The sequence below is a fragment of the Saliphagus sp. GCM10025317 genome, from assembly GCF_042663665.1.
GTDB lineage: Archaea > Halobacteriota > Halobacteria > Halobacteriales > Natrialbaceae > Natronosalvus.
The window spans coordinates 959130-978037 of the sequence record NZ_JBHTAQ010000007.1 but is presented as its reverse complement, the minus strand read 5'-3'; the positions used below and the strand labels follow the sequence as shown (position 1 = coordinate 978037).

The window sequence follows — 18908 nt, the reverse complement described above, 5'->3', positions numbered from 1 at the left end:
GAAGGGTGATTTATCTATACTCACCCCCTGATCGGATTTCAATCTCTGAAAAGACTTTATACCGTGAATATGATACACTACTAATGAATACTCGTTCGGCCGAAGCGAACACCGAGGACGTGCTCGTCGAACTGATCCGGCGGCACGACGTTTTCGACGTGCTGGCCGACGAACCCCTCGAGAAACCCGAACTCGCCGCGGCGCTCGAGGTATCGCCGGCGACTGCCCATCGGATTCTCACGTCCTTTCGAGAGAAGAACTGGATCGAGCGGACGGCTCAAGGCTACGCGCTGACCCCGTTCGGCGAGGCGCTGGGACGAGCCGCCGCGACGTACCGATCAACGGTCGCCGAGACGCACCGACTGGCTCCACTGTACGACGTGGTCACGGCCGCCACGCCGTCGGCGCCGATCGACTTCGCGTGGTTCGACGACGCGACCGTCACCCTCGTCGAGCCCCACGATCCGTACCGCCCGCTGAATCGGTTCATCGAATTGCTCGAGGCCACCTCCTCGATCCGCGGCATCGACACGACGTCGGTTTCACCCACGTACGTCGAGGACGTCTACGACCGTATCGCAGACGGGTTGCCGGTCGAACTCGTCTACGACCAGGCGGTCGTCGAACGGTTGGCGACCGAGTACACCGACCTCGCGACCGACGCGTTCGACCGGGACAACTTCACGCTCTGGGTCCGCGAGGAGGTCCCGTTCGGCCTCGCGCTGTTCGACGACCGGGTCGGAATCGGAGGGTACGACGACGAGACGGGGCTCCTCGAGGTGTTCGTCGACACCGATAACGAGGACGCGTACGCGTGGGGAGAACAGTTGTTCGAGCGCTATCGGAAAGATGCGGATCGCCTCGTCTGAATTGTCTCCAAAAGCGACTCGAGCCTTCCTCCAACACTACGTATCGACCGAAATCAGCGTTAGCTCGAAGGTTCGCTCGCCGTTCTCGTCGTAGTAGACGGTGTACGGCGCCAGTCCGAGGTCGGGTGCGAAACAGCCCTCGTGGACGGCCCGCCCGTCAACCTCGGTGACGGAGGCGTAACACTCGACGCCCGCGTACGTCCGCCGCTCGGTGATCGCGAACCGCATCGAGCCGTCGAACGAGGAGTACGACCACTCGTCGCCGACCGAAAGCGTACGTCCCTCGTAGTAGCCCATGGTTGGCGAAAAGAGCGTCGCGAGGACGAACGTGCCCGCCGGCGTAAGAATCAGGTCGCTCTGGAGGTCCTCCTTCGTCCCGCTGACGGTCGTCTCGAACTGGGTTTCTGCTGTTTCGTACTCAAGCGTGACCGTGGCCTCCTCGTCGGTTACGTCGGTGACGTCCCAGACGAGCGTTCCCGCACCCTCGTCGGCCGAGTAGGTCTCGTAGGTGTAGGTGATCGGGCGGTCGAACTTGAAGGGGTTCCAGGACGCGTCGCCTGGATCACCGGTCTGTGAGCGATCGCTCGAGTCAGTTCCGCTATCGGTTCCGTCGCTGTCGCCGCCATCGTCACCGTCCTCGTCGGCTTCTACGTCCCCAATCGGTACGTCGTCGAGACAGCCGCCGAGAACGAGGGCCGCGGTGACACCCGCAGTCCGAAGCAGTCGTCGCCTCGAGAAGCCACGATTCGCACGTGATTGCATCGCCCGATCGTTGGCTCCCGGGGATATTGTACTCACTCGGTGAGACGAATTCACGGCGTGAACGGATGGTGAGAGCGTTACGGAGTGACGGGAGTGACCGAAGAGTGAGAACGTTACGAGATGAGCGAAGAGCGGAGGCGAAACGACCGAAAAGCGCGATCGTCTGGCCACGACCTCCGCTCGAGAATCTCAAAGAGCCGAATCGGTATCCTCAGAATCGACTATTAGATGGAACGAAACGCGGGAGAATCGGCGATTCAGTCGACGAAGTCGATGTCGTCGCCCTCGGGTTGGACGGCCTCGCCGTCCGGCCGGCCGTAGATCTGTGGGGATTCGACGCCAGTGACGACGATCATGGTACGCATCGATCCCTCGAGGGTCTCGTCGATCGAGGTCCCCCAGATAATGCGAGCGTCGGGGTCGATCCGGTCGTAGATCTCCTCGACGACGCCCTCGGCTTCCTCGATGGACATGTCGTTGCCACCGGTGACGTTGACGAGTGCGGAGTTCGCGCCGGAAATGTCGACATCGAGCAGGGGCGAGCGGAGGGCAGTCTTCACGGAGTCCTCGGCTTTCGCCTCGGAGTCGGACTCCCCGAGACCGATCATGGCGACGCCACCGCGTTCCATCACGGTGCGAACGTCGGCGAAGTCCAGGTTGACCAGACCGGGTTTGGTGATGAGTTCGGTGATGCCCTTGACCGAGCGCATCAGGACCTCGTCGCTGACCTTGAACGCCTGGCGGACGGGGAGTTTGCCGACCGAGTCCAGCAAGCGGTCGTTCGGGACGACGATGACGGTGTCGGAGACGTCCCGCAGGCGCTCGAGGCCGGCCTCGGCGTTGGTCCGACGAACCTCGCCCTCCGCGGTGAAGGGCGTCGTGACGATCGAAATCGTCAGCGCGCCGGACTCGCGGGCTGCCTTCGCGACCACGGGGGCCGAGCCGGTACCGGTGCCGCCGCCGAGGCCGGCGGTGACGAACACCATGTCGGCGCCGTCGATGGCGTCGTAGATGTCCTGCTGGCTCTCGAGGGCGGCCTCCTCGCCGACCTGCGGGAGCGATCCCGCGCCCCGCCCGGAGGTCTTCTGCTCGCCCATCAGGATCTTGGTATCGGCGTCGATCTCGACGAGGTGCTGAACGTCAGTGTTGGCGGCGACCAGTTTCGCCCCGTGGATGCCCTCCTCGTTCATCCGATCGACGGTGTTGCCGCCCGCACCGCCACAGCCGACGACCGTGATGTTCGTCTGGAGGTCGTCAAGCACGTCGAGCAGTTCGTCGTCGGTCATCGTCCCGGAGTTCGCGCCAGCGTCGGCCCCGCCCTCGTGGGGTTCCTCGGCCCCGGGGACGCCCTCGGCGGCGTCCTCCTCGGCCTCGTCGATGGCATTTTCGACAATTGAGTCCATTCTTGTTCCGTTCTAGAGGATGGAGTATTATTATCTTTCCCCCACGCGTCAGTCAGACGTCAGACATAGTAATAGATTCTTACAGGTAATCGAAGTGTCACCGACGTATCGACAGCAGAAATTCCGTAATCGATCGTTACTTCTCGTCCTCGAGACGGTTCCACGGGAACGATTTGCTTCGCTCTCGAGACACGTCCTCGGCCCGGACGGTCGTCCCGTCTACGGTCACGTCTTCACCCGCTGACAGTCGTCCGAACTTCGGGCCCTCCTGGACGCCCGCCTCGCGAGCGAGCGCCGGGTCGAAGGCGACCTCGCGGACGACCACTGCTCGCTCGCGGACGTCGACGGTCTCGTAGCGGTCCTCGAGCACCGTTGCGGCCGTCCGGACGATGGACTCGAGCGGGTCCTCACCATCTGGGCCGGTAGTTGGGAAGGCGGCTCGTCTCCCGACTCGGCTCCCGCCGTTTCGCGTCTCGAACGCGACCGCCGTGGACTCGAGGGCAGCCCGAACGGCCTCTGCGTCGACGGCTTCCGCGGCCTCGAGCAGTTCCGTGGGCAGGTCGGCGACCGCGAAGTCGGCCGTACGACGGGAACCGAACCGGACGCCGTCGTCGACGATCCCGAGCCGAGACTCGACGGCGTCGACGAGGTCCAGCGGTCGGTCGCTGACCTCGCGGAGCCAGGTTTCGCTCACGACGCGGTAGCCGAGGTCCTCGATCGTGTCCTCGAGGTCAGGCCACTCGCCGTCGACGACGGCGTGGTCGGCGTCGCTCGCGTCGAACGCCGCCTGGATCACATCGTGGTGGTCGGCCGGATCGCCCATCGCCTCGAGCGCCCAGTCGGCGGCGACGTGGCCGACGCGCCAGGGGGTCTCCCTGACGATCCGTTCGAACCGGGGGACGTAGTGGTTGCCGCCGAAGCCGACGAAGGTCCGTCGCCGGTGCGGGGCGACGTCCCGCAACTCGAGGATCCCCTTCGCGACGGCGCGGGCGCCCTCGGGGTCGTCCCACTGCGCGTCGTCGCTCCCAAGTTCCGCGAACAGCGAGGGACAGCCGACGTCGGTCGGGCCGTGGTGGGTACACTCGAGGCCGGTGTCGTACCCCTCGGGCGCGTAGCGATCGAACGCCTCGAGGAGTTCGGCGAGGGCGTTCGGAGCCGCCTCAGCGACGGCGTTCGGCTCGCCGCCGAACTCCGCAGGGCCGAAGTTGCCGGTGGTGTGGGCCGTCAGCAGCGGGCCGGTGTTTCCGGAGTGACGCGAGGCGAAGACGAGGAGGTCAGGTTCGGGGTCCGCGTCGAAGGCGTCGACGGGCCGCTCGAGGTCCAGGTGGAGGGCGTCGAACGACCGCAACTCGGCGCCGTCGGTGCGATAGTAGGTGCCGCCGCCCTCGGCGTCGGGCGTCTCCGGGTCGACGCGTTCCTCCCAGTCACCCAGCTCGCGAAGGTGGGAGCAGATGTGACTCGAGGCGCGGTCGGCACGACTCTCGACGATGGCGATCACGGTGGGTCGTCGGCCGCGGGGGACCGAATAGGCTCCGTTTTCGATCCGAGAGTTCGCACTGCGAACTACACGTGCATTCGACGGGCCGGAAGACGGTTTCGTGGATCAGAAACAGTACCTGGAACTGGGGTGGGTCGATGACGTTCATCACTTGCGCAACATATTTCATTCGGAGTACCCGTATCGTCAGTATGAACGCTGTAACTCGCCTCTACAGGCGCACTGACGAGTGGGCGAAGGGACTCTCTCACGTACAGTATGCAGCCCTGTTGGGGATGTCGGCAGGTGTCGGCGTTCTCGTAGTCGGGGTCACGTTGAGTGACGAGTTCCTCCTCGTCCAGGCACTCACGATGGGACTCGTGATGTTCTCTTTGGAGTGCGTGTTTGGGAAATACCAGACGACTGGAGAGTGAAGGAACTGGAATCTATGGCGGAATCGACGCGCGGTTCGTCACCCGATGGCCGCGAGTCGCAGGCGGCGGGTTGGTGCGAGAATGGCGCCGGGCGCCGTTAGGACCGGATCAGGGCTCGAGGTCGACGGTCAGGTCGGTCGCGATCCAGGCGTCGGTGTTGTTCCACTCGGTGAAAACGGCTTTGCCGGGGCGGGTCTCGTGACAGGTCACCAGGCAGTCGGCGTCCGCGTCGTCGGAGCGCTCGAGCGAGCGACCATCGTCGCGCTGTACGGGAACGTCCATTAGCAGGTGTTAGGCGAGCCTAAACCTATATAGGTTTTGGTCCGCCTAAGACGACAGCGGCCGACTACGCCCGCGGACTTTTGGCCTCGGCCGACGAACGTCGACCCATGAGCAACGAGACGCCCGACGTCGCCCCCGTCGTCGAGGAGACCGCCACCGACATCGCCGACATGGAGGTTCGCGGCGCGGCCACAATCGCCGACGCCGCGGCGGCCGCCCTCGCCGCCCAGGCCGAGCGCTCCGAGGCGGACTCGCCGGAAGCGTTCCGCGAGGAACTCGAGGCGGCGGCCTCGGCGCTGTACGAGACGCGACCGACCGCGGTGAGCCTGCCCAACGCCCTGCGGTACGTTCTCCGTGGCGTGGAGGGCGAGACCGTCGAGGTCATGCGGGAGTCGACGGTCGCCCGCTCCGAGGCCTTTCAGGAGGACCTCGAGCAGGCCCAAGAGACCCTCGGCGAGGTCGGCGCGAACCGACTTCGCGACGGCGACGTCGTCATGACCCACTGCCACTCGACGGACGCGCTTGCCTGCGTCGAGGCGGCCATCGAGGACGGCAAGCACATCGAGGCGATCGTCAAGGAGACCCGGCCACGCCTCCAGGGGCACATCACCGCCAGCGAGTTGCGCTCGATGGGCGTCCCCGTCACGCTGATCGTCGACAACGCCGCCCGGCGGTACCTCGACGAGGCCGACCACGTGCTCGTCGGGGCCGACAGCATCGCCGCCGACGGCAGCGTCATCAACAAAATCGGCACCAGCGGCCTGGCCGTCAACGCCCGCGAGCGCGGCGTGCCGGTGATGGTCGCCGCCCAGTCGATCAAACTCCACCCCGACACAATGACGGGCCACACCGTCGAGATCGAGATGCGTGACGAACGGGAAGTGCTCGAGGAGACGGCCTACGCGGACGTCGCGGCCGACGGCGACGTACCCGACGACGGCCTCACCGTCGAGAACCCGGCGTTCGACGTGACGCCGCCCCGCCACGTCGACGCCATCGTCACCGAACACGGGCAGTACCCGCCCGAGAGCATCGTGATGCTCATGCGCGACCTCTTCGGCGAGACGACGACCGATCCCTGGGCGGTCTGAGGCCGCGCTACGGCCGAACGTCGCCGATAACCGGAAATTGTTTCACGCTGGTCTGTCCCAGTAGTGCTATGGTAGTACCCGAGGGTTTCGTCTTGCCGCCGTGGTACGTGGTGGTGCCGCTGGCGGTGGTACTTCTGGGAACCGTGGCGCTCCTGTGGGTGCTGGCGCCGCCGGTGACCGACGAGACGGTGATGGCGTTCGTCCCGTGGATGATGCTGGGGTCGACGCTGTACGTCCTGTACCAACTCGAGCAGTTTCCCGCGAGCCTCGAGGCGCTGTTCAGCGCGCCGACGGTGTACGTGACGACGGCGGCGGTCGCCGGGTTGACCTGGATCGCCGGGAGTTTTCTGTACGCCGCCGGCTTGCAACGATCGATCGAACGCTTCGTCGGCATCGTCGGGACCGGCTTCGCCGTCGTCTTCGCCACGTTCACCGTCCTGATCGGCTGGCAGCTGGGAACCTTCGAACCCTTCTGGCCGGTGATCACCGTCGTCGTCACCGGCGTCGTCGCCGCCATCGCCTGGGTGGCGCTCAGCCTCTGGCGGACCGACGTCGCGGCCGTGACGGGGGTGACCGGCGCGCTGGTCGTCTTCGCCCACGCCCTCGACGGCGTGTCGACGGCCATCGGCTACGACGTTCTCGGCGTCAGCGAGGACGTCCCCGCCTCGGCGTTCATCCTCGAGGTGGGTGAGATGCTCCCGACGGCGGGGTACATCGGTGGCGGCTGGCTGTTCGTCCTCGTGAAGGTGGTCCTCGCACTGATCATCGTCTCGCTGTTCGAGGAGTACGTTCGCGAGGAACCGCGACAGGCCCGGATCGTCCTCGGATTGATCGCAGCCGTCGGACTCGGTCCCGGCGTCCACAACGTCCTCCTGTTTACCGTGGGTGTGGGGGCGTGAGGTCGGGTTGGCTTGGGTGACCGACAGATCGTGTCGACTGCTCGAGTGACTGGGAAAACCTGACGAACACCCGTGTAGCGAGAAAACCCGACGACCGCTCACAGATCGAGAGGAGACGACAACGTTTTTTGACCGGCTCTCGTCTCTCCGCCATCGTCGAATGGTCACCGTACTCACCGCCGGCCACGTCAACTGGGACGTCACCCTCCGCGTCGACCGCTTCCCCGAACCCGACGGCGAGGCCGCCATCCACTCACAACTCCAGTCCGGCGGCGGAAGCGCCGCGAACGTCGCCGCCGCGCTCGCCACCCTCGAGGTCGAGGCCGGCCTCATCGGAAGTGTCGGCGACGACGACAACGGCCTCCTAGCCAGGCGCGAACTCGATGCCGCAGGCGTCGACCTCGACGGCGTTCGGATCATCGAGGGCGCCGACACCGCGGTCAAGTACATCCTGGTCGACGACGACGGCGAGGTGGCCGTCCTCGGGAACGACGGGGTCAACGAGGCCGTCCGGCCGTCCGATCTGGAACCGGATCGCGTCGAGCGCGCCGATCACGTGCACCTGACGAGCCAGCGACCGGATACGGCCGGCCGCCTCGCTCGACTCGCCAGCGACGCTGGCGTGACCGTCAGCATCGATCCCGGACGGCGGCTGGCAGAACGCGACTACGACGAGGCGCTGGCCCACGCGGACGTGATCTTCGCCAACGACCGTGAGATCGAGGCGATGATCGAGGAGACCTACCCCACGTCGGACTTCAGCGACCGCATCCTGGCCGTCAAGTACGGCGGCGACGGGGCCGAAGTCCATACGCCTGGTGGATCGGTTCACCATCCCGGATTCGACATCGAAGCCGTCGACACGACGGGTGCCGGCGACGCGTTCGCGGCCGGCTTTCTCGCGACGTACCTCGAGACCGACGACGTCGAGCAGATCCTCGAGTTCGCGAACGCCTGTGGCGCGCTCGCGGCGAGCGTCGAGGGGGCACGGTGTGCGCCGACGGTTGGTGCAGTCGAGGCGCTACTCGACGACGCCCGCACCCGCTGAGTTCGTGTCACTTTTTATCACGTTCTTCACTGCCAAACTATTGCAGGCAGTGGTGTCTGACGGTAGCTATATGGCGCTGGTCGTTGGCAACTCGAGTAGCGTCACGGAGACGTATACCTGATAGACATGAACGAACGAACAGCAGGGGCCGTTCGGTCCCGGGGGACTGGGGCACGACATCACGTTCGGTACGAGCGAGACGACGACGAGCCACTGAGCGTGGCCACGGCGTCCGCAATCGCGATGTACAGAGGCGAAGAGGTACTTTCGTCGTCGACACAGCTGTACGAGTACGTCGACCCGGAGGCACTCGACGCACTGTTCGCCAATAGACACGACGGGACGCCCCGCGAAGCAGGCCGGATCACGATCGACCTCCCCGACGGGCTGGTCGTCATCACGTCGATGTCCATTCACGTCACGCCTGACGACGAGCGACAGGAGATCACGTCGTAACCGCGCGTACGCCAAAGCTCAAGCTTCGCCCAGCGGAACACTGTGCGACGAATCGTATCGGCGATACGACGGGCGGCGATAGCAGGTAGCGACAGCGAGTAAGGGGACCGAGCAGCCAGTAAGACAGTAAGGGGGGGGATCGGCTGGTCGCGGACCGAACTCGAACGCTCCGAGCGTCGGCGTCGGATAAGGGTAGAGCTCTCGAGTTGTCGGTACTGGCGAGCACCGAGTGCCGGTTACCAAGCGCCGAGCACCGAGGAACCCTGCCTCGAGTGGTGTCACGAACCGATCGGCTTCCGCCGGACGGAACGCGACCTTTTTGCGGCCGGTCCGAGAATCGCCGTCCATGGCAACTCAACCGCACCTGCTCGTCGACGACGGTGACGTCCACGACATCGCGCTGATTCCAGGCGACCCGGGACGCGTCGACCGCATCGCGAGCCACTGCGGCGAATCCGAGACGATCGCTCAGAACCGCGAGTACAAGGTCGTCAACGCCGTCTACGACGGCCGCGAGCTGACCATCTGTTCGACCGGTATCGGCTGTCCTTCCGCCGCTATCGCCCTCGAGGAACTGTCGAACGTCGGCGTCGAGACGTTCGTCCGCGTCGGAACGACCGGCGCTCTCCAGCGAGAGATCGAGATTGGCGACATGGTCGTCGCGACCGGCGCCGCCAAGAACGAGGGGACCTCGAAGCGCTACGAGGACGTGGAGTACCCGGCCGTACCGGACTACGAGGTCCTCTCGGCGCTGGTCGATGGCGCGGAGGAAAACGGTGAGGACGTTCACGTCGGCCCCATCGCCAGCGACGACGCCTACTACGCCGAGACGGACGAGTACGTCGAGAACTGGGAGGCCGCCGGCCTGCTCTCGGTCGAGATGGAAGCCGCAGCCGTGTTCACCCTCGCGCGACGCAAGGGGCTCCGCGCCGGCGCCATCTGTACCGTCGACGGGAACCTCGTGAAAGGCACCCAGAAGGGAACCGACACCGAGGACGACGAACTGCCCGAGAAGGCCAAAAACAACGTCGCTCGAGCGATCGACATCGCACTCGAGGCGACGACGAACCTGTAGACGAGGGTCACTGCGATAGTCGGGAGTCCCATCGCGGATGCTCTCTTCGTTCGGCGACTTCGTTATCGCGTTCTCGAGCGACGACCCCGTCACCGCATACTCGAGTGTGGTTCCGAAGTGGGACGGGCCGGGTCCGCGCGCCCCGCGTTCACAGGTATCGTTCCATCTCGTAATCGCCGCGGTTGCGCGCCGTCGTCTCGAACCCGGCCGATCGGTAGAGGTTCATCGCGATGCGATTGTTCCGGTCAACGGTCAGCCAGACGTGGGTCACGCCGTTTTCCCGGCCGTACTCGAGCAAACGGCTGATGAGCCGCGTCCCGATCCCCGCCGACTGGTACGCCGGCCGGACGAAGATCGCCAGCTCGGCTCGGTCATCGAACGGAACCAGGACGGCGTGACCGACCACGTCGCCTCGATGGCGCGCGACGACGTGGAGCCCACCGTCGAGGAGTCCGCTAAGCCACTCGCGTATCCGGGATTCGCCCCGCGGTGGAAGCCCCTGGGACCGCGATTCGTCGTCGAAGTGGGTATACATCTCGACCACTGGTTCGGGGCCGCCAGCGTAGGCATCGACAGTGATCGGTCGCTCCGCGCGATCCGTGAACGTCGTCGGGGGCGAGGGTCGTCGGTGCTGATCGGTGGCGGTGACCATACGTTCGCTTCGGGCGACATGGTCCTAAGCCTGGCTCGCGTTCCCAGTCCCTGGGAGACGAAGGTCTACGGGGTCAATACGGCGAATCCGTCGGTTCCACGTGTATCGTTCGAGCTGCGAGGGCAGTTGACTCGAGGAGCAGTCGACGGCCACAGTTCGAGAGCGGAAACGAGCGAGTTTCGGTGAGTAACTGTCAGAAGACCGGACAGAGGGCTTAACCCTCCCCGTCGCATTCAGGGAGGTATCCGATGATACGCCCCACCCGCGAACGAGAGCAATCCGCGACGTCGGCGACGAAAGAAACGGACTCGACTCAGTCGACGGTCAAACAGTGTCCGGAGTGTGAGTCCGAGTCGCTCGTGACGAGCGATGGGGGGAGCGAAATCAGTTGCGAGCGATGTGGACTGATCGTCGAGGAATCCCGGATCGACCGCGGGCCAGAGTGGCGGGCGTTCAACGCGGCCGAGCGCGACAGCAAATCGCGCGTGGGCGCGCCGACGACCCAGACGATGCACGACAAGGGGCTGACGACAGCCATCGACTGGAAAGACAAGGACGCCTACGGCCGCTCGCTCTCCTCGGAGAAACGCAGCCAGATGCATCGCCTGCGCAAGTGGCAAGAACGCATCCGGACCAAGGACGCGGGCGAGCGCAACCTCCAGTTTGCGCTCTCCGAGATCGACCGGATGTCCTCGGCGATGGGGATTCCACGATCCGTCCGCGAGGTCGCCTGCATGCTCTATCGCCGGGCGCTCCAGGAGGACCTCATCCGCGGGCGGTCCATCGAGGGCGTCGCCACCTCGGCGCTGTACGCCGCCTGCCGAATCGAGGGCATCCCGCGGAGTCTCGAGGAGGTCGCCGCCGTCTCGCGGGTCGACCGCAAGGAGATCGGCCGCACCTACCGCTACGTGGCTCAGGAACTCGGTCTAGGCATGGAGCCCGTCGACCCGAAGAAGTACGTCCCCCGGTTCTGTTCAGAACTCGAGCTCTCCGAGGAGGTCCAGGCGAAGGCCAACGAGATCATCGACGTCACCGCCGAGAAGGGGCTCCTCTCCGGGAAATCGCCGACTGGCTACGCTGCCGCAGCCATCTACGCTGCCTCGCTGCTCTGTAACGAGAAGAAGACCCAGCGGGAGGTCGCCAACGTCGCCCAGGTGACCGAGGTGACGATCCGCAACCGATACCAGGAGCAGATCGAGGCAGTCGGGCTGTACTGATCGGCGAACGGTCGTTCTCGAGGCGATGTTTTCGGATCCGTCAACGTGGTGAGCGTGGCGATCGCCCCATCAGTGAATTGTCACCGTTATCTCGTCGACTTCTCCCCTCGTGGCACCGACGTTACTCGAGCACTCGAGCGGACGCCATCCGTCCACACCCCGAGGCTCACCCGCATCGCTTCATCCGCGATCACTCGTAGGTCAGGGTCATCCCGCCGTCGAAGAGCAAGTCGCCACCGTCGAGGTGGCGCCCGAGCTTCGAGAACCCGACGACGAAGAGGTTGGCGACGTCGACCGGGTCCATCATCTCCTTGACGCGGGACTGACCGAGCATCACGTCGGAGATGACCTCGTCGACGCTGATCCCGCGCTGTTCGGCAGTGTCCTGGAGCTGGTTCGTGACGAGGGGGGTCTTGACGTACCCCGTACTGACCGAGAACGATCGAACGTCACCCCCGCCCTCGGCAGCGATCGACTGCGTGAGGCCGCGCAGGCCGAACTTCGAGACGTTGTAGGCGACTTTGTCGCTCGTGACGTAGTGTCCGTGAACCGAGGCCATGTTCCCGACGCACCCACGTTCGTCCGCCGTCTCTCGAAAGTGTGGGATACAGAGCTTCGTCAGATAGATCGGTGCTCTGAGCATGATCTGGTGGATGCGGTCGTAGGCGTCCATCGGAAACTCCTCGATGGCGTCGATGTGTTGCATCCCGGCGACGTTGGCGAGGTACTTCACGGAGCCGAGATTCGCCGCCTCCTCGACGATCCACTCGATGTCTTCGTCGACGGTGAGATCGCCGACCACCGGCGCTACGGACCCGGCGACACCGATTTCGTCGGCGCGGTCGACCGTTTCCTCGAGGCCGGCCTCGTCGTAGTCCGTTGCGGCGACGGTGAGTCCGTTCTCGGCGGCGGCGAGGGCCACCGCCTGGCCGATGCCAGAGGCGGCGCCGGTGACGATACAGACGTTCTCCTCGGCGAACGAATCGTCATCTACCGTATGAATCGTCTCTCGAGTGACCGCCGGGACAGCGACCTGATCCTGAGTCATCGTTGATTCGAGTGACTAGTTGACCCGAGTCACGCTAAAACTCGAATGTTAACATATCAATGGGCGCGGTCGCAGGGGGTACGAACAGGGTGGCCGCGTGAGGACGACCGGTGAGAGGAAACGCAACGCTGTGAGGGAGATGCTAACAATTAATGTGGGTGGGCCCCATTCGGGTATTGACCTGCGATGATCGACCTAAATATCGACATGCGTCAGTACGACTGTCCGTTCATCGACACCACTGACGACGTCGATATCGCGTTCTCGGCCGTCCAGTGGCAACTGGATACGGACGCCGAAAAACTCGAGACTCGCCTCATCGCCAGGGGAAATTCCCCCGGGACGCTGGATACCGGACTCCAGACACTTCGAGAGCACCGGAACATGTCCGACTACTACCTGCTCTCGCGGCGGGGGAACGTCGCCCAGATCGGGACGGTGATCGAACAGACGAACGCGATGAGGACGATCCAGCGACACGGAGGGTACATTACCGGTCCGTTCCAGATCGAAAACGGTCGCGAGCACTGGCATGTCGGCTTCGACGACGACGACGCTGAGGACAGAACGCTCGCCGACCTCGAGCGCCACAACGATTACGACGTCGAAAACCGCGACCAGTTCGGCGCGTCCACGCTGTTCGATCTCCTCGAGAACGCCGACAGCGCGAGGCGGTTGCTCGACGGCTGCCGGTCGCTCACGGAAACCGAACGGAAGACGTTCGAAACGGCCTCTCAATTCGGCTACTACGAGACGCCTCGAGGGGCGACCCTCGACGAACTCGCGGATCACTTCGACGTCTCGAAGACGGCCGTCTCAATGAACCTTCGGCGGAGCGAGCGCAAACTGCTCGGGGCGGCCCTATCGGCGCTTTCGGATCTGGACGACGAGGAGAATCCGCTCTAGGGGCGATGGCGACACCACTCTCGCGAACGCACTGACCTGCGACATTTCTCCCCGTGTTTCCGTGTTAACATCGGAGTTTATCCGAAGGAGCCGCGTCAATCAATATCGTGATAGAAAATAGCACGCACATCAAGGGCGCCGAACGGCCGTCGCTCGAGTTTCCACCCGAAGTGACCGAATCCGTCTCCGAAATCGTCGCCGCCGTCCGAGGCGACGGGGACGACGCCCTCCGCGAACTCACCGCCAGGTTCGACGGCGTCGAGCGGGAGTCGATTCGGGTGACGGACGAGGAACTGGCGACGGCTCGAGAGCACCTCTCCGAGGAGGATCGGGACGTGATCGACGCGACGATCGAGAACGTCCGCGAATTCCACGAGGAACAGCGCGACCACCTCGAAGGGTTCGAGCGCGAGTTCGACGACGGGATTCGACTCGGGCAGCGGGTGGTCCCTATCGAGCGAGCGGGGGTGTACGTCCCGGGCGGACGATACCCCCTCGTCGCGTCGCCGGCGATGACGATCGTTCCCGCCGTCGTCGCCGGCGTCGAACACGTCGTCGCCTGCGCGCCGCCCCAGGACGACGGGAGCGTCCAGCCCGCACAGCTGCACGCCATGGACCGGGCCGGCGCGGACGAAATCTACTGCGTGGGCGGCGCCCAGGCGATCGCGGCGATGGCCTACGGCACCGAATCCGTGCCGACCGTGAACGTCGTCACTGGCCCCGGGAACGCCTACACGACAGAGGCGAAGCGACAGGTGTTCGGCCACGTCGGCGTCGACTTCCTCGCCGGACCGACTGAGGTGCTCATTATCGCCGACGACACCGCCGACCCCGACCTGGTGGCGACCGACCTGCTCGCCCAGGCCGAACACGACACCGACTCCCGGGTAGTCCTCGTCTCGCTCGAGGAATCGCTCGCCCGGGAGACGATCGACGCCGTCGAGGCGCAACTCGAGGACCTGCCGACGGCCGAAACCGCCCGAACCTGCTGGGCGGAAAACGGCGAGGTGATCGTCGCCGAAGACCGCGATGCCGCCGTCGCGGTCGCGAACGACTACGCGATGGAACACCTCCAGGTGATGTGCGACGAGCCCCGCGAGTACGTCGACGACCTCGTCAACTACGGCTCGCTCTTTCTGGGCCACCACTCGCCGGTCGTCTTCGGGGACAAGGCCGTCGGGACGAACCACTGTCTACCGACGCTCGAGGTGTCGACGTACACCGGCGGCATCTGGATCGGTACCTACCTGAAGACGCTCACCCACCAGCAACTGACCGCCGAGGGAGCGGCTTCGATCGCGCCGCACGCGGCCAAAATCTGCGAACTCGAGGGGACGGTCGCGCACCGACTCTCTGCCGAGAAGCGGTTCGACGGCGAGACGGAGCGGCAGTAATTCGGCGAGAAACCACCCCTCACCGAACCCTACCTCGCCGGCTCGACGTTCTGATTCATCCGGAAGACGTTCTTCGGATCGTACTCGGCTTTCGTCTCGGCGAGACGATCGTAGTTCTCGCCGTAGGCGTTTCGCTCGCGGCCCTCCTGGTCGCCCTCGAAGTTTACGTACGTTCCGCCGGTGGCCCCTTCCTCGAGCGCGTCGTGGCACTCCCGCACCCAAGCGATGCACTCGTCGTCGTTCGTCGAATCCTCCCACCGCGCGGCGACGCTCGCGATGAACGCCGTCTCCCGGTGCGGGTAGGCGGTCTCGTTCGGTCCGACCTCGTTGACCGCTCCGCCGACCTGGTGGAGGAGGATTTCGGACTGTCCCGTCGGGAACCGTTCAGCGTACTCGACGATGGTGTCGATCGTCGCGTCGGTGAGTTCCGTGAAATTCGGCGCCTTCCAGTAGTTGCGAGCGCCTTCAGCGTACAGATCGTCCAGGAGACGCTGGGCCTCCGTGTAGGGAGTGGGTGCGACGGCGTCGGCAATAGGGTCGCCGTATTCGCGGAGCGGTTCGAGCACCGCCTCGCCTTCCTCGAAGTCGCCGTCGTAGAACTGTACCAGCACCAGGACCGTGGTTCCGTGGATTTCTTCCGGGATGACCGGAAGCGGTGGTGCGGCCACGCTGTTCACCCAGACGGTACACTCCGGCGGCGCGTCTCGAGCGAACGCCGCGTAGTGTGAGAGGACGTCGGGGGCATCCTCGTAGGCGTACACGGTCGGGCCGAAGAGCACGTCCGGACCGACCTCGTGCAGGTCGAACTCGAACGACGTGACGACGCCGAAGTTACCGCTACCGCCGCGAATCGCCCAGAAGAGGTCCGGGTTCTCGGCTTCGCTCGCGGTGATCAGGTTTCCGTCGGCGGTGACGACGTCGACCGACCGGAGGTTGTCGATCGCGAGCCCGTACTTGCGGCTGAGCCAGCCGACCCCGCCCCCGAGCGTGAGTCCGGCGACTCCGGTCGTCGAGATGACTCCGCCCGGGGTGGCGAGGCCGAACGCCTGCGTTTCGTGGTCGAGGTCCCCCATCGTCGCGCCGGGGCCGACCCGGGCAGTTCGGGCCGCGGAATCGACTCGCACCGACGAAAGCGGAGACATGTCGATCGTGAGGCCGTCGTCGCAGACGGCGTTTCCGGCGACGTTGTGACCACCTCCCTTCACGGCGAGGGGGAGGTCGTGGTCGCGAGCGAACTCGACCGCGGTGATTACGTCGGCCGTGCCGGTGGGCCGAACGACGACGGCCGGTCGGCGGTCGATCATTCCGTTCCAGACCGATCGGGCCTCGTCGTAGCCGTCGTCTTCGGGACGGAGCACCTCGCCGCGGATCGTTTCGGTGAGCGTTTCGTAGTCCGGGTGGTCTACTGGTGTTTTGATCGTCATTGGACACGTCCTCGAGGGTGGTACGGACCCGAGGGTCAGATAGCTACGCAGTGACGTTCGTGCAGCCACTGACGGTCGAGCACAGGCTGCAAGAAATTCACGGACTGCAAATTGACGGTCTCCGTACGCTACCTCGGAATGTGGCCGAGTTCGCTCAGTCGTGGACGTCGACGGAGTTCCCCAGGTACTCGTCAGTACCAGGTGGTGCCGCCGTCGACGTTGACGTCCTGGGCCGTCACGTGGCGGGCCGCGTCGCTCGCCAGAAACACCGCCATCTCGGCCACGTCGTCGGCGTCGACCAGCGTCTCGAGCGCGGCGTCGTCGGTGAACACCCGCCGTTTCGCCTCCTCGTACTCCACGCCGAGGCTCTCGGCCTGTGCCTCGATGACGGCCTCGATCCGCGGACCGCTGGTCGCGCCCGGGCAGATCGCGTTGACCGTAATGTCGTCCTCGCCTAATTCGAACGCGAGTGTCCGGGTGAGCCCAATCACCGCCATCTTCGAGGCGACGTAGGGCGTCCGGTTCTCGAGCGGCCGCTTGCCGCTGATCGACGAAATGTTGACGACGCTCGCCCGGTCGCTCTCGCGGAGGTGGGCGACGGCGTGTTTCGTCGCCAGGTAGGGACCGGTGGCGTTCACGGCCATCGTCCGGTCCCAGTCGTCGCGCTCGACGGCCTCGACCGGCGCCGTCGGTCCGGCGATCCCCGCGTTGTTGACGAGGACGTCGAGGCCGCCGAATCGATCGACGGTCTCGGCGATCGACGAGCGCACCGACGACTCGTCGGTGACGTCGGTTCGAACGGGGAGCGTCCGCGACGGGTCGCCGACGAGGTCGGCGGTTTCCTCGATTCCGTCGCCACGCGCCGCGAGGGCGACGTTCGCCCCGCGGTCGGCGAACGCGAGGGCGATTCGGCGGCCGATACCCTGGCTGGCGCCGGTGACGAAGACGGTGCGGTCGGCCATCTCGGTAGTGGGACTCGAGTTCGCCGCCGTCATTCCCCGCCACCGCCCTGCATCAGCATCTGGATGTCCTCGTCCTCGACCAGGACGTCCGGATCGCCACTGTCGACGATCTCGCCGCGCTCCATGACGTACATTCGGTCCACGATGTCGGGGACGTGGCTCGCGTTCGACTCCGCGACGAGCACGGAGATGTCCCGGTCGATGATCTCCCGGATGTAGGTCTTGAGGTTCTCGACGACGACCGGCGCCAGTCCCTCGAGCGGTTCGTCGAGGATGAGGAGGTCTGGGTTGAGCGCGAGTGCCCGACCGATCGCGGTCATCTTCCCCTGGCCGCCGCTCAGGTTCTGGACCTCGGCGTCGCGGCGTGACTCCAGTTCGGAGAACAGGTCGAAGATGTCCTCGACCATGGCGTCCTCGTCCGAAACGCCGCGGGCGTCGCCCGCCGTCCAGATCGGAAGCCGGAAGTTCTCCTCGACGCTCATGCCCGTGAACAGGTCGCGATTTTCCGGCTGGTACCCGATTCCACGTCGCGGGATGAGTTCCGGTCGGAGCGTCGTCAGTTCCTCGCCGTGAAGTCGTATCGACCCGTTCGCGATCGGCGTCAGCCCCATGATCGCCCGGAACGTCGAGGTCTTCCCGGCGCCGTTTCGTCCGACGAGCGCGACGGCTTCACCCTCGCGCACCGTCAGATCGACGCCGTGGGTGACCTCGAATCCCTCGACGGTCGCCGAGAGGTTCGAGACCTCGAGCAGCGGGTGCGACGAACTCATTCGTCCACCCCCAGGAGGACCCGCCGCAGTTCGCTGTCGGTCTCGAGCAGTTCGGGTTTGCCCTCCCGGAACACGCTTCCCTCGTGGAGGACGACCAGTCGATCGGCGTACTCCTTGACGAGGTCCATGTCGTGTTCGATCGTGACGGTGGTGACGCCGTCGGCCTCGCTCGCCTCGACGATGGTTTCGATGACGTACTCCTTCTCCCGGGTGGCGACCCCGGAGGTCGGCTCGTCGAGGAGCAGGTACGTCGGATCGAGGCCGAACGACATCGCCACGTCGAGGAGCTTTCGGTCGCCGTGCGGCAGCGTCTCCGCCACCTCGTCGGCGACGTCCTCGAGGCGGAACTGTTCGAGCAGACCGTCGACGGTTCCCTCGACTTCGTTGTGCGAATCGTCGCGGGTTCGCATGCTCAGCGTCTTGCCGTAACGCGAGAGGACGGACACGCGAAGGTTCTCGCGAACGGTCATCTCCTCGAAGACGTGGACGATCTGGAAGCTCCGAACGAGTCCTTCGTTTACGCGTTTTTCCGGCGGCGTGTCCGTGATGTCGCGCTCGACCGTCGAGCCACTGCCGTCGTCCTCGTGGACGACGACCGACCCCTGATCGGGCTCGAGTAACCCCGTGAGAAGGTTGATGAGCGTGGTCTTTCCGGCGCCGTTCGGACCGACGATGAACACCATCTCGCCGGGGGTCTTCCCGAACGTGAGCGAGACGTCGTCGGTGGCGCGGAGCACTC

At 65.2% G+C, this 18908-nt stretch carries 19 protein-coding genes and 1 pseudogene; 10 read left to right on the top strand and 10 right to left on the bottom strand.

Going from position 1 to position 18908, the window contains the following annotated elements:
- Positions 1–83 precede the first annotated feature (83 nt).
- On the top strand, positions 84–869 hold the full coding sequence (locus tag ACFQS4_RS19420; protein ID WP_500195612.1) for a helix-turn-helix transcriptional regulator: 786 nt from the start codon (positions 84–86) through the stop codon (positions 867–869).
- 36 nt (positions 870–905) lie between these two features.
- On the opposite strand, the gene ACFQS4_RS19415 is transcribed toward ACFQS4_RS19420, so the two are convergent.
- The 3 genes from ACFQS4_RS19415 to ACFQS4_RS19405 all read right to left on the bottom strand — a co-directional run bounded on the left by ACFQS4_RS19415 (position 906) and on the right by ACFQS4_RS19405 (position 4532).
- Positions 906–1631 (bottom strand): hypothetical protein, encoded by a 726-nt coding sequence (locus ACFQS4_RS19415; protein ID WP_500195610.1) that lies wholly within the window; start codon positions 1629–1631, stop codon positions 906–908.
- 257 nt (positions 1632–1888) lie between these two features.
- Entirely contained in the window at positions 1889–3034 is a 1146-nt protein-coding gene (gene ftsZ, locus ACFQS4_RS19410; protein WP_500195608.1) for a cell division protein FtsZ, read from the bottom strand.
- A gap of 136 nt (positions 3035–3170) precedes the next feature.
- Positions 3171–4532 carry a D-aminoacyl-tRNA deacylase gene (locus ACFQS4_RS19405; protein ID WP_500195606.1) on the bottom strand — a complete coding sequence of 454 codons (1362 nt, stop codon included), beginning with the start codon at positions 4530–4532 and terminating at the stop codon, positions 3171–3173.
- Between the two features lie 191 nt (positions 4533–4723).
- Here ACFQS4_RS19405 and ACFQS4_RS19400 point away from each other — a divergent pair, with 191 nt between their 5' ends.
- A complete protein-coding gene (locus ACFQS4_RS19400; protein WP_500195604.1) occupies positions 4724–4945 on the top strand; it encodes a hypothetical protein in 222 nt (73 codons plus the stop codon).
- Between the two features lie 108 nt (positions 4946–5053).
- Here ACFQS4_RS19400 and ACFQS4_RS19395 read toward each other — a convergent pair whose 3' ends face one another.
- Entirely contained in the window at positions 5054–5227 is a 174-nt protein-coding gene (locus tag ACFQS4_RS19395) for a hypothetical protein (RefSeq protein ID WP_500195602.1), read from the bottom strand.
- 107 nt (positions 5228–5334) lie between these two features.
- On the opposite strand from ACFQS4_RS19395, the gene ACFQS4_RS19390 reads away from it, so the two are divergent.
- The 5 genes from ACFQS4_RS19390 to ACFQS4_RS19370 all read left to right on the top strand — a co-directional run bounded on the left by ACFQS4_RS19390 (position 5335) and on the right by ACFQS4_RS19370 (position 9796).
- The gene (locus ACFQS4_RS19390; RefSeq protein WP_500195600.1) at positions 5335–6318 is read left to right on the top strand and encodes a ribose 1,5-bisphosphate isomerase; all 984 of its coding nucleotides are present in this window, start codon (positions 5335–5337) and stop codon (positions 6316–6318) included.
- 68 nt (positions 6319–6386) lie between these two features.
- Positions 6387–7217 carry a DUF63 family protein gene (locus ACFQS4_RS19385; protein ID WP_500195598.1) on the top strand — a complete coding sequence of 277 codons (831 nt, stop codon included), beginning with the start codon at positions 6387–6389 and terminating at the stop codon, positions 7215–7217.
- Positions 7218–7377: 160 nt separating this feature from the next.
- Positions 7378–8265, top strand: a complete 888-nt coding sequence (locus ACFQS4_RS19380; RefSeq protein ID WP_500195596.1) for an ATP-dependent ribose-1-phosphate kinase — start codon at positions 7378–7380, stop codon at positions 8263–8265.
- Between the two features lie 126 nt (positions 8266–8391).
- Positions 8392–8721: a HalOD1 output domain-containing protein gene (locus ACFQS4_RS19375; RefSeq protein ID WP_500195594.1), complete on the top strand. Its 330-nt coding sequence runs from the start codon at positions 8392–8394 to the stop codon at positions 8719–8721.
- Positions 8722–9067: 346 nt separating this feature from the next.
- Entirely contained in the window at positions 9068–9796 is a 729-nt protein-coding gene (locus tag ACFQS4_RS19370; RefSeq protein ID WP_500195591.1) for a guanosine phosphorylase, read from the top strand.
- Positions 9797–9944: 148 nt separating this feature from the next.
- Here the strand turns inward: ACFQS4_RS19370 and ACFQS4_RS19365 are convergent, their stop codons facing one another.
- Entirely contained in the window at positions 9945–10448 is a 504-nt protein-coding gene (locus ACFQS4_RS19365) for a GNAT family N-acetyltransferase (protein WP_500195589.1), read from the bottom strand.
- Between the two features lie 248 nt (positions 10449–10696).
- Between ACFQS4_RS19365 and ACFQS4_RS19360 the strand changes: the two genes are divergently transcribed.
- Positions 10697–11665, top strand: coding sequence for a transcription initiation factor IIB (locus tag ACFQS4_RS19360; RefSeq protein ID WP_312909371.1), 969 nt, complete (start codon positions 10697–10699; stop codon positions 11663–11665).
- Between the two features lie 190 nt (positions 11666–11855).
- Here the strand turns inward: ACFQS4_RS19360 and ACFQS4_RS19355 are convergent, their stop codons facing one another.
- Positions 11856–12713: an SDR family oxidoreductase gene (locus tag ACFQS4_RS19355; RefSeq protein WP_500195586.1), complete on the bottom strand. Its 858-nt coding sequence runs from the start codon at positions 12711–12713 to the stop codon at positions 11856–11858.
- A gap of 186 nt (positions 12714–12899) precedes the next feature.
- On the opposite strand from ACFQS4_RS19355, the gene ACFQS4_RS19350 reads away from it, so the two are divergent.
- A complete protein-coding gene (locus ACFQS4_RS19350) occupies positions 12900–13619 on the top strand; it encodes a helix-turn-helix domain-containing protein (protein WP_500195583.1) in 720 nt (239 codons plus the stop codon).
- Positions 13620–13726: 107 nt separating this feature from the next.
- Complete coding sequence (hisD, locus tag ACFQS4_RS19345; RefSeq protein ID WP_500195581.1) at positions 13727–15013, top strand: histidinol dehydrogenase; 1287 nt, start codon at positions 13727–13729, stop codon at positions 15011–15013.
- A 29-nt stretch (positions 15014–15042) separates the two neighbouring features.
- Here the strand turns inward: hisD and ACFQS4_RS19340 are convergent, their stop codons facing one another.
- From ACFQS4_RS19340 to ACFQS4_RS19325, 4 genes and pseudogenes are all read right to left on the bottom strand, one after another.
- Entirely contained in the window at positions 15043–16437 is a 1395-nt protein-coding gene (locus tag ACFQS4_RS19340; protein ID WP_500195578.1) for an FAD-binding oxidoreductase, read from the bottom strand.
- A 191-nt stretch (positions 16438–16628) separates the two neighbouring features.
- Complete coding sequence (locus ACFQS4_RS19335) at positions 16629–17432, bottom strand: SDR family NAD(P)-dependent oxidoreductase (protein ID WP_500195576.1); 804 nt, start codon at positions 17430–17432, stop codon at positions 16629–16631.
- A complete protein-coding gene (locus tag ACFQS4_RS19330; protein WP_500195574.1) occupies positions 17429–18169 on the bottom strand; it encodes an ABC transporter ATP-binding protein in 741 nt (246 codons plus the stop codon). The genes ACFQS4_RS19335 and ACFQS4_RS19330 overlap by 4 nt, the downstream gene beginning before the upstream one ends.
- Positions 18166–18861 (bottom strand): annotated as a pseudogene (locus ACFQS4_RS19325) (ABC transporter ATP-binding protein); the annotation flags it as partial. The gene ACFQS4_RS19330 and the pseudogene ACFQS4_RS19325, both read right to left, overlap by 4 nt.
- Positions 18862–18908 lie beyond the last annotated feature (47 nt).